Genomic DNA, 14,943 nt, shown 5'->3' with positions numbered 1-14,943 from the left:
TATCCCTCCGTCGCAAACCGTTATTCCCTTCCCTGTATGGTTTCTCGGGGGAAAATCTCGATATCGTTATCATCGATATTCTAATTATTTCGATATCCATATCATAGTAGAGATTCGTGCATTCCGCATACAATCCCTGGATAAGCCCATGTCCTGACACTCAAATGAACCCCTGTGCCGCGGAGCCCAAATCTAATGATTATTCCTAAAAACACATCAGATTACCAAAAAAGGTCACCTCCGTCCGGTACTTTTCAGCCGCCTGTGCTTCTACAATGAAAATAGTATTCTTTAAAAGCTGGACGATGTCCATCCAACCAAAGGAGATCTATGCCATGAACCGAGAAATGCAGGCCGATATCGTTATTCTCGGGGGCGGAACAGGCGGTACAGCCGCCGCCCTCGCCGCTGCCAAATCCGGAAAAACCGTCATCATGACCGAGGAAACCACTTGGATCGGCGGGCAGCTGACTAGCCAGGCCGTCCCCCCGGACGAACATCCGTGGATCGAGTCATTCGGATGCACCCGAAGCTATAGACAGTTTCGTGAGGGTGTCCGGCAGTACTACCGGGATCATTTCCCTATGACCCCCAAGGCAAGGGCAACGGTGAATCTCAATCCTGGCAGCGGCATCGTCAGCCGGCTGTGCCACGAGCCCCGGACCGCCCTGGCCGTGCTGCACCAAATGCTGGCGCCTTACGTTCACAGCGGCAAAATCAAGATTCTGTACAAATCGGTGGTCGAACAGGCGGAGGTTGACGGCGACCAGGTGAAGAGCGTAACGGTCAAGCTGCTTGAGACCGGAGATCGCATCATCCTTCAAGCCCCTTATTTCATCGATGCAACAGAGCTCGGGGACCTGCTTCCGCTAGCCGGAATCGAGTATGTGACCGGAGCCGAATCCGTGGAGCAGACCGGCGAGCCCCATGCGGTGAGCGGAGAACCGCTGCCGCAGGATATGCAAGGCTTCACCTATTGCTTTGCCGTGGATTACTTGGAGGGTGAAGACCACACGATCGATAAACCGCAAATGTATGATTTCTGGCGCCAGTACAAGCCGGATTTCTGGCCGGACCGCCTGCTCAGCCTGACGGCAGTAAAGCCCTCCACGAACGAGCCGGTCGATTATGAAATATTTCCTGGCCACGGCAAGTTCCCGCTGTATCAATACCGTCAGATCCTGGATCCGAGGCACTTTGCGGAAGGGACCTTCGACACCTCGGTATCGCTCGTCAACTGGCCGCAGAATGACTACTGGCTTGGTTCCATTATCGATGTTCCCGAAGAAGAGGCTGCGCGCCATCTGAACGAGGCGAAGCAGCTGAGTCTGTCCCTTCTGTACTGGCTTCAGACGGAGGCACCGCGGCCGGACGGAGGTCAAGGCTATCCCGGGCTGCGTTTACGTCCGGATGTTGTCGGCACGGAGGATGGCATGGCGATGTATCCGTATATCCGGGAATCCAGACGCATTCAGGCCGAATTTACCGTCCTGGAGCAGCATGTGGCCACCGATTCCAGGCCAAGCGGAACGGCGGAAGAGTTCTATGATTCCATTGGCATCGGCTGCTACCGGATTGACCTTCATCCAAGCACGGGCAATCGCCCGTATATCGACATCTCGTCCTTACCGTTTCAAATTCCGCTCGGCAGCCTGATCCCGAAACGGGTAACCAATGTGCTGGCCGCCAGCAAGAACATCGGCGTCACCCACATCACGAACGGGTGCTACCGCCTTCATCCTGTGGAATGGAACATCGGGGAAGCTGCCGGCTACTGCGTCAGCTATTGCCTGGATCACGGCATCCTCCCTACGAACGTACGCAACAACGAGGAAACGCTGGCCGACTTCCAGCAAAGGCTCACGAGTGAAGGAATCGAGCTGAAATGGCCGGCGCTGCGCCCGGTATAAGGTATTCCGTAGTGAAAATACAGGAATCCAAGCTGCACAGATCTGAATAGCCAGTTGCCGGTTATGAACCGGCGACTGGTTGTTTAGTCCATTGAATGCGAATTGAGTTGATGTGGAGTTTTCAGCGTAAACAAAAAACGGCAAACTAAGATACGACGTAGAGTCTTAGTCTGCCGCTTTTTTCATTGGATTAACGTTTCTCTTTAGCTTACGGGCTACCGACTACCCCCGCCACTTTCCCCTCAATTTTGTCTGTGGGTAATGGCCCGAACAATCTGCTATCATTACTGCGGGACCAATCATCTCCTACAAGATAAACATGGTCTTCGGGGATCTCGATTTCCTCCATGCTCATTTGTTGAAAATATTCCACATTGTTTTCAATGTTTTTTCGTATATGAGTTCCCATGTTATCGCGCTCTAAAGCTTTTTTCAAACTTTCGAGATCATCCCCCAGTCGATGTGCCCTTCCGTAAAAAGCATCCAGCAATTTGTCGTTAATATAGATCTGTCCTTTTTCAATCTTTACTTTTTCGCCGGGCAGCCCGATAACTCTGGAAATGCTGTACTCACCAAGATTCTTTTTAGTCTCAGGATTCCTGAAGTATACGATATCACCACGGCTAATCGAGTGATCATTGTAATACTTCAAATCAATCACAACCTGTCCTTCTAAATCATGATTCCCACGATCCATGTTGTCATAGTTATGATTATAGATGATCTGCCCGGAATCCAACTCATGATTGGTTACTGTATTAATCGTTGGCTTGGTTATGGAATCCGTGATGATTTTACTTGTTTTATCTGAACTACACCCTGTAAATATTAGTACAAATACAAAAAGGACAATGACGACTCTCATCATCTTCCCCCCTTCGACTTCTTACCCTTTATAACGAAATCTCAAGGGTAATTGTTCCCGACATATTCAGGATTGGTTGAACTTTTCCACCCGTTAGCTTAATGACCACCATAATGGTTTGTAAAATTTCCGAATAGCGTTTGCCGGATCGGAGGCGGCCGGAGGAGCTTGCTTGCCGGGCCCCGAGTTATTCAAGGCGCACAGAATTCTTATAAGCTTTCATTCCATTGACGGGGGGATATCCCACAAAATAATATACAACTATATACCCGAAGGTGGGATCACGTATGGATATGACAGTCGTATTAGAGCAAGCCGTCGAATTATTTGTCCATGAGCTGGGCGACAATCTGGCCGGGGTTTATTTGCATGGATCCTTGGCTATGGGCTGCTTCAACCCGGCAAAAAGCGATGTGGACCTGCTGCTCGTGGTGCATCAAACATGTTCAAAGGAGCAATGGAAGCGGCTAGCCAAACAAATCATCGCTTTTCAAGACAATCTTCTGAGCGGGCGGGGGCTTGAGCTGAGCGCCGTGCTTGCATCGGGCATCCGGAACTTCGTCTATCCGCCGCCATTTGAATTTCATTACTCGGACTTTCACCGCGAGAAATATATCGCCGACGAGAATTACTTCTGCGGCGGATTCGGCGACCCCGATCTGGCCGCTCATTACACGGTGATATACCATCGGGGACGCACCTTGTACGGCACGCCGGTTCGCGAGATGTTCAGGCCGATCGACCGGACATACGTTGTACAAGCGCTCCTTCATGATGTTAGCGAAGCGGTACAGGAAATTAACAAATCTCCGATGTACTATACGCTCAATCTGTGCCGGGTGCTGTACTACCTGCAAGAGGGCGTCGTCTCGTCCAAGCAGGAAGGCGGTAAATGGGGCTTGCACACGCTTCCCCCGGAGTACCGCCCCATCCTGGAGCATGCGCTCCGCGAATACGCTGGTGCAAATGACGCTTCTGTGATCGAAAGTGCCGGGCTTGTCCGCTTCGCCGAGTACATGCTCGGCGAAATTACCCACGCCGTCGAAGGAGGAGCGTCCACAGGGTTAGAGCGCTGAGCTGCAGGCTGCACATTTGGGATGATCCGTTTCATAACGCGATCCAATACGGAGCGGAGAATCATGATGCGACGGTGCGTACCAGCGAGCTCGTTACGACCTGTAGTCATGCTGTGAATGTAAGGCTGCAGGGCAACACATAGCGGTTATATGATGTACTTGACTGGTTACGCGTTGATTCGTTCGCATTGACTCGTTGCCTTGGCACAAAAAATTCTCCCCCAGGTCTTAACCTGGGGGAGAATTTCCTTTAATTCTATGCAGTTGCGGAGATGCTCAAGAATTTCCCACATCCAAGCCAGCGCCTCCGTGTTAGATCTGCAGTGGGGTTGCCAAATGCGCCACTTGGTCTGTTGTACTGCTCCAGCTTGCCTCTCGTCCCCTGTACTATAGAGAAGCTAGCGAAGGCAACCTGCTATCAGGTCACCTTCGCAGACTCCTGAAGAAAATTAGCGGTTCATATAACCTGCCATTTCCAGCATTCTGGCCAAGACGGCAGCGCCCTCGGCACGGGTAGACTCGGCATCCGGTGCAAAGCGTTCGGACCCGCGTCCCTTCATAATGCCCGAATGCACGATGGCCGACACCGCCTCCTCGGACCAGCCCGCAATGCTGTCCCGGTCCTTGAAGCCCTCCAGCACCGAGCCCGGATCAACGGCCTCCAGTTCGGTTCCGGCAAGCTTCATTGCGCGGACGAGCAGCACGCTCATCTGCTCCCTCGTAATTCGGTCATTCGGTCTGAACTCGCCGCTGCTGAAGCCTTCAATCAATCCATGCTCTACGGCCGTCGCTACAGCTGAAGCATACCAAGCGTCCGCCCCGACGTCCCGGAAGCTGGCGTCGCCCGCCTGCTCCTTCAGCCCGAGCGCCCGCACGAGCATTGCCGTAAACTGGGCCCGCGTTACCTGCTCATTCGGACCGAACCGGTTCTCGCTTAGCCCTTCAATGACGTGCTTGGAGGCAAGCAGTGATACGTCCTCATTGGACCAATGATCCTTCACATCCGCAAACGTCTTTTCATATGCGGCCGCCGCATAAATGCCGCCTTCCCGGAATCTGAAATCCGCATGGGCCGCTCTGATTATCGCCGGTACGAAATACAGTTTACCGGCAGCCGCATCCCATCTCAGAATCGATGTAGAGGATGCGCTGGCACTTCCCGGCAGCGGCTTGATGAATTTGGCCGGCGCTCCCTTCCAAGCGGTGATCGGCTTCAGCGTATCCCCCTGTTTCCAGGCAAAGGATAGTTCAAGGGATGCACCAAGCTTGGAAGCGCCCTCCCGCAAGGCTTTGCTGATCGCGTCTTCTTCCGCTTTTGCAGCATTGCCGATGCGAATCTGAAGAGTATCGGCATTCCCCTGCTGCTGCAGCATCTCTCGCAGCACCTGAATTGGAAGCTCCAGTTTGCCGAAGGCCGATTCCACTGTGATAGAGCCGCCTTGCAGCTCTGCTGCAGCTGTGCTTATGCCTTTAGCCGGCAAGTTCAGCACGATGGAATCCGCCGCTTCGTCGAATGCATATGCAAGCACACGAGACGGTGCTGGCTGCTTGCGCAGCTGTTCGATATCCGCCAGCATCCGCTTCTCATTCGCATCGGCTGTCACCACGGTCCGTCCATCCGCGCCCGTCTCTTTCTTAATGTTTAGGCGAGGCTCTTCCGGCTTAGGCGGGATCGGAGGCTCACCACCGGATCCGCCTCCCGGATTTCCAGGGTTGCCAGGGTTCGAGCCCCCGTCTCCTGTTGACGTCCGAATCACCTCGAATGTTTTGCTATTGGTTTTATAGTTGTCAACGTACACGTCGACCGTAACCGAGTTGACGCCGGTTGCCAGCGGAACTGCAGCCGTAAATTTTCCGTTCGTGGCCACCGACGCTTCGCCGCCGTTTACGTTTACGGTAGCCTTGCCGGGTCCAAGAACTTCAACCTGCCCCTCGAGCTGAAGCTGGCTGTCCCGCGTCTCTTTCCCCTCATCATCCATCAGTCCGCGTAATACCGCGGAACGAACCTGATCGCCCGTATTGTAGGCGTTCGCCACGAGCTGACGCAGCGTTCTCGTGCCGGACGGGTCCAGCGTGGAAATGACGAAGCCGCCCTGAGGGATGACGCTGTTATTCTCCTCCGGTGATCCCCAGCTCCATTTGATGGCCTGATTGCGGTTCACGACTTTTGTAACCTGACCGGTGTTATCGACAACGACCTCGACGCCAAAGCGGTTGGTGCCCGTGGAGTAGCCGAAGGCCTCTGTCATGACGTTGATGTTCCCTTCGATGCGGTTGACATTATAGTAGTTGCCTTCCAGGAACGTATCCGGGCTATTCGGCAAGCTCATCCCGAGCTGGTAGTCCTTCACCCATTCCCGGTCCTGAAGCGCTGCCTTGGCGATCGGCCAGTTGACCTGGGAGGCGTCGAACAGCATCAGGCCGTTCGTATTTTTCAATCCGGCTTGGAACACTTCCCGCTGCACCGCCGGGGCCTGCACGTTGTTCATTGCGATCCCTGCATACAGCGGAATCTCCCCGTTCGTCACGATGTTACCGAGCGTAATGTACTTCTGAATCTCCTGACTAGTCGTTTGATAAGCCCCGATCATGAGGAAATCCAAATACTCAATGTATCCCGTCTCATAATAATCCGGCGTATACACCGATTCGTCCGGCATGCCGAGCGCTGGATGGTACCTGAAGTTTTTGCTGCCCCAGTTCACGCCGTTTAAGTAATAGGTTTCATACCAGGAGCCGACGTAAGAGGACACCTGGATCGTCTTGCCCTTGGTAGCCTCATAGGAATCCGCCAGCTCTTTTACCTCCCGGAAAAAGCTTTGGATCGTTCCGGAGCGGAATTCCCACCATTCTTGAATCAGCGGACCGTATACCCGCACATTGTTCTCATAGTAAAAAATATCGTTCGGCCAATTGGTCAACTGCTTGTCTTGAGCCTGGAGGAACTGCTCGAATTTCACGCGAGTTTCCTCGCTGAAATCCGCCCCCTCGTTATCGTAACGGCTGCGGTCATGAACGATGCCGTCCACGTCATAGTTTTTGATGATTTCCTCAAACGTCTTCAGCTGATAATCGCGAACCTCGTCATTGGCCGGATTGACAAAAGCGACGAGCCCCTGCTTGTTGCTTTCCCGAAGACGCTTGATCTCCCCGTTGTTCTCCGCGAAGTAGACGCGCTCCTCCCAGTCCAGATGATCGTTGAGCACGGCATATTCGTTATGGGCGATCGAGCCCTCAGCAAATACGTTAATCGCCGCATGGATCTTCAAGCCCAGCGCATGGCCGTGATCGATGAATTCCTGCAGCAGATCGAGATCCGGGCTTGCTCCGGCCTTCTCCGGCGCCTTGATCTCGCTGACGTAAGGCCTTCCCGTCAGGTCGTTCTTTTTGTACGATACAAAGCCCTCCACGCCCTTCACGTCCAAAGCGATGGAAGTAACGCCCGTATCCTTGGCTCTCTCCAGGAATTCACGGACTTGCTCGCTGCTTTGGAATTTCCGCACATTCGATGCCTGGTCAACCCAGAGAATGACTTCTTTCTCAGACGAAAAGCCCGGTCTTGCGAACACCGCAACCTCCTGCTTATCCTGCTCGATCCCGTTCTTCTGCACCATAACCTCGATATAATTGATGCCGGCGGTGAGCGAATAGTTGTAAGTAAACGTGCCGTCCGCACCAAAAGGAACCTCGGTCCCGTTCACGAGCAGCTTGATCGCGTTGATGTCGTCTATGTTTTCGATCTTGCCCGATATGACCGTACTGCCCTCCGTCACGGTATACATCTGTGCGTTATCGAGCTTAAGCCGGGCAATGGCGCCGTTGCCGCTCATCAGATCCCGCACCTGAACGACCTCGCCGTTCTTGCGCAGCTTGATAACGTCTCCGGCTTTGAAATTTTCGGCCAAATAACGCTTGATGTTGTTGCCGGTGTAGCTGTTGTCCTGTGCCATCAGCACGTAGCCGCCTTCGGGAATTTCAAGCTCCGTCGGCCCCGTCCACACCGGCGGCTTGCCGTTTATGGAAGGGTTGATGACCTGCAGCACCCGGTTGTTGGCATCCACCTGAACCGCGACATTCGTCTGCGGAACCGTGATGGACGTGCCGAAATCTCTCGTAAACAAAGCTACGATGTTCGGGATGCCGGTAACATCTTTATCGATATAGTCCAGTTTCTTGCGCGGACCCTCAATGTCGATCGTGATATCTTTCGGGGCCGCTTCGACCTCGATATAATCTTGATTTTCGACTGGCTCGTAAACCACGTTTATCGTCGTGGAAGCCATTTCATTCCCATTGATGATCAGCTTTACGGTGATCGGGTTGGCCCCAGGCTCCAGATACACGTTCATCCGGAACATCCCTTCCGCCGACAGCTCGGCTTCCTCGCCGTCCACGGTTACGACGGCATCCTGATCTGCCGCCAGGTTAGCCACAAAGCCCGCAACCTCCACGACAGGGATATCGACGAGCTTACCGTCCTCCGTAATCAGATGCAGCTCCGGAGGCAAAGGATCTGGATCCGGTCCTGGCTGATCCGGAAGGAAATCTCCGGCATTGACCTCAGTTTCCCCGCGCATGAGCTTCACCTGCTCGCCTTTCCGGAAATGCTGGAACAGCGTTTTTTGGTACGTGGACGTATCCCAGTCTGCCGTCTTCCCCGTCAAGACCACATATCCGCCTTCGGGTACCGGCAGACGCATATCCGGGTCCCATCCAGTGGGAGGATCGTTATCCGGACCTACGACCTGCTGTACCGTTCCGTTTGCATCCACAGCGACGGCGACATGCAGCGACGGCACCCAGATTTCCTTGTCATATACCGCGTTGGTGACCCCGGAGCCGCTGGTATACAGCGCCAAATAATCGCTTTTACCTTCCAATGAAGCACCGGTGACATTAATATCGGTCAACTCCAATTCGGTTCCGGATCCATCTCCGGCCACAAACGTGACGGGCTCAGGATTCGCCCCGCTCCCTCCCTGATCGGTCGGTACGGTGTCGGCGTATAACGGCATCGCCGCAGGAGCCAGCAAGGAGAAGATCAGCGAAAGGCCGAGCAGCAAAGACAGCCTCCTCCGAAACATACGATTCATTAACAGTTACCACCTTTCATCGCATATTAGGATTTCCAGCTAGTTCAAGCACCACTTTTTTAGCAACACCTCCTTTCTAAAAGTTGTGAAAAAGCAGCCGCGCATGCAACTGCTTTTTCACTCCATCATTTACTTCGTCGATTGAAACCATTCATTGGCTGCGGCCACCATATCGGCTCCGCCTTCCGCTCTCCACTGTGCGAGGAATTGATCGTAGGCATCAATCGGCTTCGCTCCCGAAATGAATTGCAGCACATTGTCATCCAGCAGCGTCGTCAGCTTCAGCAGGTTTTTCGATACCGCCTCGATCGGCGGCGCCGTCGACATCGGATCCACAACGATCAAGCCCTCGGCGTTTTTCTGGAAGGTTTCGAAATGCGCTTGAAGGATCGGATCTTTGCGGACGCGCGCCTGCCAATAGATTGGGTATTTCTCTTCGTCCACCCCGGTCAGGAAGGCGCTGGCATTGTTCAGCTCGTCATTGAATTTAGGCAGGATCGGGAAATATTTGTCGTCCTTCACTTCATGGTGCACGCCTTCCTCGCCGATCGCGATGCCCTTGAACGTCTCCGGCTCCAGCTTGGCATTCAGGAAATCCATCGCAGCTTCTTTATTCTTCGACGATTTCAGAATCGCGATATACCAGGTTGTATTGGCTTTCGCGCCGACAACCGCTTTACCGTCCTTCCCTTTCAAGTAAGGGATGATGGTCGTTTTCGCCTCTGGGAAGTTTTTCTCCAGCGCGGCAATCGTCGTTCCGGCATTCCACCAGGCAAGCTTATACATCGCCGCATTGCCGCCGGAAAACTTCTCGATCGATTTCTGAGCTGTATTAATCGGCGTTTCAGTATCCAGCAGACCTTCTTTATACAATTTGTTCATGTAGGTAATGTATTCCTTCATTTCAGGAAGCTCGGCACGGTGCATCAGCTTGCCGTCCACTTCCTTCCAATCGGTCAATATCCCGAAGGTCGTGGCGATATCGCCGTAGATCGAGTCTTTGCTCATCGTGAGCGGAATAACATTTTTCTTCTCTTTAATCGTCTTTAGTACCGTATAGAGCTCATCGGTGTTGGTCGGAACGGACAGTCCCAGCTCATCCAGCCAATCCTGACGCACGACGAGCTCCTCTCCAATGCTTACCCCTGAGCCTGTTTCAGGAATACCAAAGATCTTCCCATCGATGGTTGCGCTTCCAAAAGACTCTGGTTTGATCGATTGCTTAATGTAATTGCCGTGGGACTCCAGCAGCTCGTCAATCGGCTCCAATGCTCCGGCAGATGCCAGGTTATAGAACTGGGCAGCGTTCAGCTTCACCAGATCGTAATTGTCTTTGCTCGATACGAGCAGGTTCAGCTTCTCATCCGCGTTCTCGGCCGGAAGCAGCTCATACTCCACCTTGTAGCCGGTTCGCTCCTCGATATATTTCGCTACATACTCGGTCTTCGGGTCAAACAGTCCGTACTGCATGATCATGCGCAGTCCCGGCTTATCGCCCCCTTGAGTTCCTTTATCGCCGCCGTTCTCCGCAGGAGTCGTGGCCGGCGGATCGGACGGTGTCGCCGATGGCGTGTTCGTCCCCGTACCGCCTCCCCCACCGCAGGCGGACAATGCTAGCGTAAAGCCGAGAATCGCGGTAAGCACAGCGGATTTTTTCTTCTTAATCATGGATAACCCTCCTTGTAATTGAGTACTCAACAGGTCCAGCACCAGAGCAAGTTGAAGCATCACCACCTTTACGGTCCTAGGAATCGGCCTCTTCCTGAAGGCGTTCTTTTCCTGACATGGCTTTTCGTCCGAGCGTCGACGCTGATCATCGTGCAGCAATCATCCATTCCCCGGAGTAACTCTTTTTTGATGACATTCTTTTCTGAAATCACCCTTTTACCCTGAAATCACCCTTTTACCGAACCGACCAGCACACCCTTCACGAAGTACTTTTGCAGGAAAGGATATACGAGCAAAATCGGAATCGTCGCGAGCAGAATCGAAGAGGCTTGAATGGACTGCGGGGTCGTATTTATCGCCGCATCCACGTTATCCTTCAGAAAATCCCCGCTGGAGGATACCAGCAGTTCCTTCAAATACAGCTGCATCGGCTTCAGTCCCGGATCGGTGATATAAATCATCGCCGCAAAGTAATCGTTCCAGAAGGCGACCGCAAAGAACAATCCAATCGTTGCCATAACCGGCAGGGACAGCGGCAGGATGACGGAGACCAATATCCGGATATTGCCCGCGCCGTCCAGTTTGGCCGATTCCTCCAGCGAGTCCGGCAGCCCTTCGAAATAGTTTTTGATAATCAACATGTTGTACACATTCACCATCGCTGGCAGGAACAAGACCGGGAACGTATTGACCAGGTTCAAGTTCTGCATCAAGAGATACGTCGGAATGAGACCGCCGCTGAACAGCATCGTGAACACGAACATCAAGAGCAGCCATTTCCGTCCGCGCAGCCGGTATTTGGATAGCGGGTAAGCCGTAATCGTCGTCAGCAGCAGGCTGCAGGCCGTTCCGACGATGGTCAGCAGGATCGAATTTTTCAGCGAGTTCAGGAACATCGAATCCTGCAGCACATATTTATACGTTTCAAACTGAACGCCGACCGGCAGCAAGCCCACCTTGCCTGAAATGACGGCCCCTTCGCTGCTCAGCGATTTGGCGATCAGGTTCACGAACGGCAGCAGTGTCGTCAATCCCATCACGATGAAAAAGACGTAGTTGAAGACGTTGAAGCATTTTTCCGACAGAGACATCTTAATGACGCCCCGGGTGGTGTTGGTTCCTTCCAGTGCTTGTTTATGATCCATTTCATGCCACCCTTTCTTTACCAAATCCCGCGCTGCAAGTATTTTCGGCTCATCGCGTTCCCGACGATCACGAGCGTGAAGGAGATCACCGCTTCAAACAGCCCGACCGCTGTGGAGAAGCTGTAATCCTGGTTGCCTAGGCCCATCCGGTAAACGTAGGTTCCGATGACATCGGATACCTGATACACGACCGGGTTGTACATGACGAGAATCTGCTCGGTTCCGGCCTCCAGCACGTTGCCAAGGCGGAGGATGAACATCAGGATAATGATCGGCGCGATGCCGGGCAGCGTGATATGCCACAGCTGCTTCCATCTTCCGGCTCCATCGATTTTGGCCGCTTCGTACAGCATCGGATCAATCATGGTGAAGGCAGCCAGATAGACGATCGTGCTCCAGCCCGTTTCCTTCCAGCCCGCCGACGTAATGAGCACGCTCCGAAATACACTGTTGTCCAAGAAAAAGGCGATCGGCTCCATGCCCATGCTGACCAGCAATTTATTTACGATCCCGCCATTCGTCGAGAGCAAATCGATGAACAATCCGCCAACGATAACCCAGGACAAAAAGTGCGGAAGGTAGATCACGGTCTGCACCGTGCGCTTAAACATCATATTCCTCAGCTCATTCAGCATCAGGGCGATGATGATGGGGAGGGGGAACAGGATGACGATTTTCAGGAAGCTGATAATGACCGTATTTTTGAATACCTGAGCAAAATCCGGCGACGTAAACAGCTTCTCGAAGTGCTTCCATCCCACCCACGGGCTGTCGGCAAATCCTGTGAATATGTTGAAATCTTTAAATGCGATCGTAATGCCGTACATCGGCGTGTACTTGAACAGCAGCAGAAACAAAATGCCCGGCACAAGCAGCAAATAAAGATCCCACTCTTTCCAAATATCGGTCCCCAGCTTGCCCCAGTACCCTCTTCTCTGTTTGGACTGGATACGCGGCGCTGCGGAACCGTCCGGCGTCTTCGTTGGTTCGATTGCGGGTTTCATGTCATCGTCTCCCCCTTTCTGTGTCTTTCAATCTCCTTGGTTATTTCACATTGTAATTCCGGGCGGAGGGACTGAGTAGGCGAGGATCATTACTATTTATGGTAATCTGATGTTGTGTTCAGCAGGGGGGAGTGTAATGATCGTGTGAGGTCATTGGATGTGACGAGGGAAAGGCATCACTTTCATGCGGATGATGCTTACTGAGGGGAATCAACACTTCGCATGCGGATGCTGCTTCCGATCGCTGTTGTGCCTGGATTTCTTGAACTCATATTTCTAATGGGAGAAATCCAGGCACAAAGGCGAACACTTCGTTTCTACAGCACCATTCCGCCTGCTCCGTTGAAGCTTTCTCCTAGCGCGGATGCCTGTCGTTGATTCGCTGGTGGAATCCCCGCCCCCCTGCTGGTTGGGGGGAGGGGAAAAGCGACTCAGGTTTCACGTCCTGAGCGGCTTCTTAGGTGGGGAATATTCGGGTGGTGCTTCATCACTACGCATGTGGATGGTCCTTCGGATAGTGAGAGTAAATCAGCACTTCGCTTGCGGATGGCCCTTCGGATAGTGAGAGTAAATCAGCACTTCGCTTGCGGATGGCCCTTCGGATAGTGAGAGTAAATCAACACTTCGCATGCGGATGCTGCTTCCGATCGCTGTTGTGCCTGGATTTCTTGAACTCATATTTCTAATGGGAGAAATCCGGGCACAAAGGCGAACACTTCGTTTCTACAGCACCATTCCGCCTGCTCCGTTGAAGCTTTGTCCTTGTGGGGATGCCTGTGGTTGATTCGCTGGTATTCCCTCCTCCCCCTGCTGGTTGGGGGAGGGGAAAAGCGACTCAGGTTTCACGTCCTGAGCGGCTTCTTAGGTAGGGAATATTCGGGTAGTGCTTCATCACTACGCATGTGGATGGTCCTTCGGATAGTGAGAGTAAATCAGCACTACGCTTGCGGATGGCCCTTCCGATCGCTGTTGTGCCTGGATTTCTTGAACTCATATTTCCAATGTAGAAATCCAGGTACAAAGGCGAACACTTTCGTTTCTACAGCACCATTCCGCCTGCTCCGTTGAAGCTTTCTCCTAGCGCGGATGCCTGTCGTTGATTCGCTGGTGAAGCCCCTCCCCCCTGCTGGTTGGGGGGAGGGGGAGAGCCGCTCAGGTTTTACGCCTTGAGCGGCTCTTGGTTGGAGTGGTTAAGCCCTCATAGCAATCGGAGGGGAGCGCTTAACCATTACGGTTAACAATTTGTACAACATTTTCTTCAGTGTTTTTCACAAAAGGATGCTCCTTAATCCTTACCTATTCGAACTACTGCGAATGAAAGAGAAAAACTATCATTGGGTGTGATTTATTTGGTATGATATGTAACTGAACGGAGGTGATTTCACTTGGAAACAACAGCACAGGAAGTCGCCGAGTGGATGGTAAAAGAAATTCGATTCACCGGAACGTTGCGCCAGGAGGACGCGATCGCGTACGTAAAGGAGCACTTCGGGGAACAGTTCGTTTTTGTTAACGAAAACGGAAACCCATCCTTATCGAAAGACGTGAAAAAAGCGTTCCGCAAGCTGCACGGCGGTCGGATCGCTTGGGATCGGGACGGCTTTTTATGGGCTTGGACGTAACATATTGTGTAATGAACCGGTGAAGGACTTCTCCTGCCGGTTTTTTATTTTACCTGCCAACACAATGCACACGTAAAAACCGCTCAGGTAAATCACGCCCCGAGCGGTTTAATTGTTCAGCAGCAGGCCCTGCTGCGCTACGCCTTCCCCCCTTCCCCCACCACCAAGGTGGGGAGGAAGGCCTCCTCGATTGCAACAGCCCATCGGAGCGAACGAATCGATTCCGGAAAAGCGGCAGCGGGCGCCTTTGGGGCTGAATTTCTCCCGCGCTCACTAATAGTTCCAGGAAATTCAGCCACAACAGCGATTGGAGGAACGATACGTACGCGGAGCAACTAACAAGTTCAGCAGCAGGCCCTGCTGCGCTACGCCTTCTCCCCTCCCCCACCACCAAGGTGGGGAGGAGGGCCACCTCGATTGCAACAGCGCCTTTGGGGCTGAATTTCTCCCGCATCTCACTAATAATTCCAGGAAATTCAGCCACAACAGCGATTGGAGGAACGATACGTACGCGGAGCAACTAACAAGTTCAGCAGCAGGCCCTGCTGCGCTACGCCTTC

The 14,943-nt window shown here is 53.0% G+C and carries 8 protein-coding genes; 3 read left to right on the top strand and 5 right to left on the bottom strand.

What is annotated here, in order from left to right; genetic code table 11:
* Positions 1–335: 335 nt before the first annotated feature.
* Complete coding sequence (locus tag J2Z18_RS20300; RefSeq protein ID WP_210095226.1) at positions 336–1,910, top strand: FAD-dependent oxidoreductase; 1,575 nt, start codon at positions 336–338, stop codon at positions 1,908–1,910.
* 208 nt (positions 1,911–2,118) lie between these two features.
* On the opposite strand, the gene lepB is transcribed toward J2Z18_RS20300, so the two are convergent.
* Entirely contained in the window at positions 2,119–2,778 is a 660-nt protein-coding gene (gene lepB, locus J2Z18_RS20295) for a signal peptidase I (RefSeq protein WP_210095225.1), read from the bottom strand.
* Positions 2,779–3,062: 284 nt separating this feature from the next.
* Here lepB and J2Z18_RS20290 point away from each other — a divergent pair, with 284 nt between their 5' ends.
* Entirely contained in the window at positions 3,063–3,851 is a 789-nt protein-coding gene (locus J2Z18_RS20290) for an aminoglycoside adenylyltransferase domain-containing protein (protein WP_210095224.1), read from the top strand.
* Between the two features lie 449 nt (positions 3,852–4,300).
* On the opposite strand, the gene J2Z18_RS20285 is transcribed toward J2Z18_RS20290, so the two are convergent.
* The 4 genes from J2Z18_RS20285 to J2Z18_RS20270 form a co-directional block, all read right to left on the bottom strand.
* Positions 4,301–8,944, bottom strand: coding sequence for an S-layer homology domain-containing protein (locus tag J2Z18_RS20285; RefSeq protein WP_210095223.1), 4,644 nt, complete (start codon positions 8,942–8,944; stop codon positions 4,301–4,303).
* 129 nt (positions 8,945–9,073) lie between these two features.
* Positions 9,074–10,612 (bottom strand): extracellular solute-binding protein, encoded by a 1,539-nt coding sequence (locus tag J2Z18_RS20280; protein ID WP_007129314.1) that lies wholly within the window; start codon positions 10,610–10,612, stop codon positions 9,074–9,076.
* A 227-nt stretch (positions 10,613–10,839) separates the two neighbouring features.
* Positions 10,840–11,757, bottom strand: a complete 918-nt coding sequence (locus tag J2Z18_RS20275) for a carbohydrate ABC transporter permease (protein ID WP_144873019.1) — start codon at positions 11,755–11,757, stop codon at positions 10,840–10,842.
* 17 nt (positions 11,758–11,774) lie between these two features.
* Positions 11,775–12,761 (bottom strand): ABC transporter permease, encoded by a 987-nt coding sequence (locus J2Z18_RS20270; protein ID WP_077564828.1) that lies wholly within the window; start codon positions 12,759–12,761, stop codon positions 11,775–11,777.
* 1,385 nt (positions 12,762–14,146) lie between these two features.
* On the opposite strand from J2Z18_RS20270, the gene J2Z18_RS20265 reads away from it, so the two are divergent.
* Complete coding sequence (locus J2Z18_RS20265) at positions 14,147–14,383, top strand: DUF6953 family protein (RefSeq protein ID WP_007129311.1); 237 nt, start codon at positions 14,147–14,149, stop codon at positions 14,381–14,383.
* Positions 14,384–14,943 lie beyond the last annotated feature (560 nt).

It is taken from the genome of Paenibacillus lactis (assembly GCF_017873605.1).
Classification (GTDB): domain Bacteria; phylum Bacillota; class Bacilli; order Paenibacillales; family Paenibacillaceae; genus Paenibacillus_AQ; species Paenibacillus_AQ lactis.
The sequence above is the reverse complement of the archived record's forward strand: the minus strand, read 5'-3'. Positions and strand labels throughout refer to the sequence as shown.

Excerpts from the sequence above, each read along its gene's own strand:
- J2Z18_RS20300 (WP_210095226.1), top strand. The coding sequence starts at position 336 with ATGAACCGAGAAATGCAGGCCGATATCGTTATTCTCGGGGGCGGAACA.
- lepB (WP_210095225.1), bottom strand. The coding sequence starts at position 2,778 with ATGATGAGAGTCGTCATTGTCCTTTTTGTATTTGTACTAATATTTACA.
- J2Z18_RS20290 (WP_210095224.1), top strand. The coding sequence starts at position 3,063 with ATGGATATGACAGTCGTATTAGAGCAAGCCGTCGAATTATTTGTCCAT.
- J2Z18_RS20285 (WP_210095223.1), bottom strand. The coding sequence starts at position 8,944 with ATGAATCGTATGTTTCGGAGGAGGCTGTCTTTGCTGCTCGGCCTTTCG.
- J2Z18_RS20280 (WP_007129314.1), bottom strand. The coding sequence starts at position 10,612 with ATGATTAAGAAGAAAAAATCCGCTGTGCTTACCGCGATTCTCGGCTTT.
- J2Z18_RS20275 (WP_144873019.1), bottom strand. The coding sequence starts at position 11,757 with ATGGATCATAAACAAGCACTGGAAGGAACCAACACCACCCGGGGCGTC.
- J2Z18_RS20270 (WP_077564828.1), bottom strand. The coding sequence starts at position 12,761 with ATGAAACCCGCAATCGAACCAACGAAGACGCCGGACGGTTCCGCAGCG.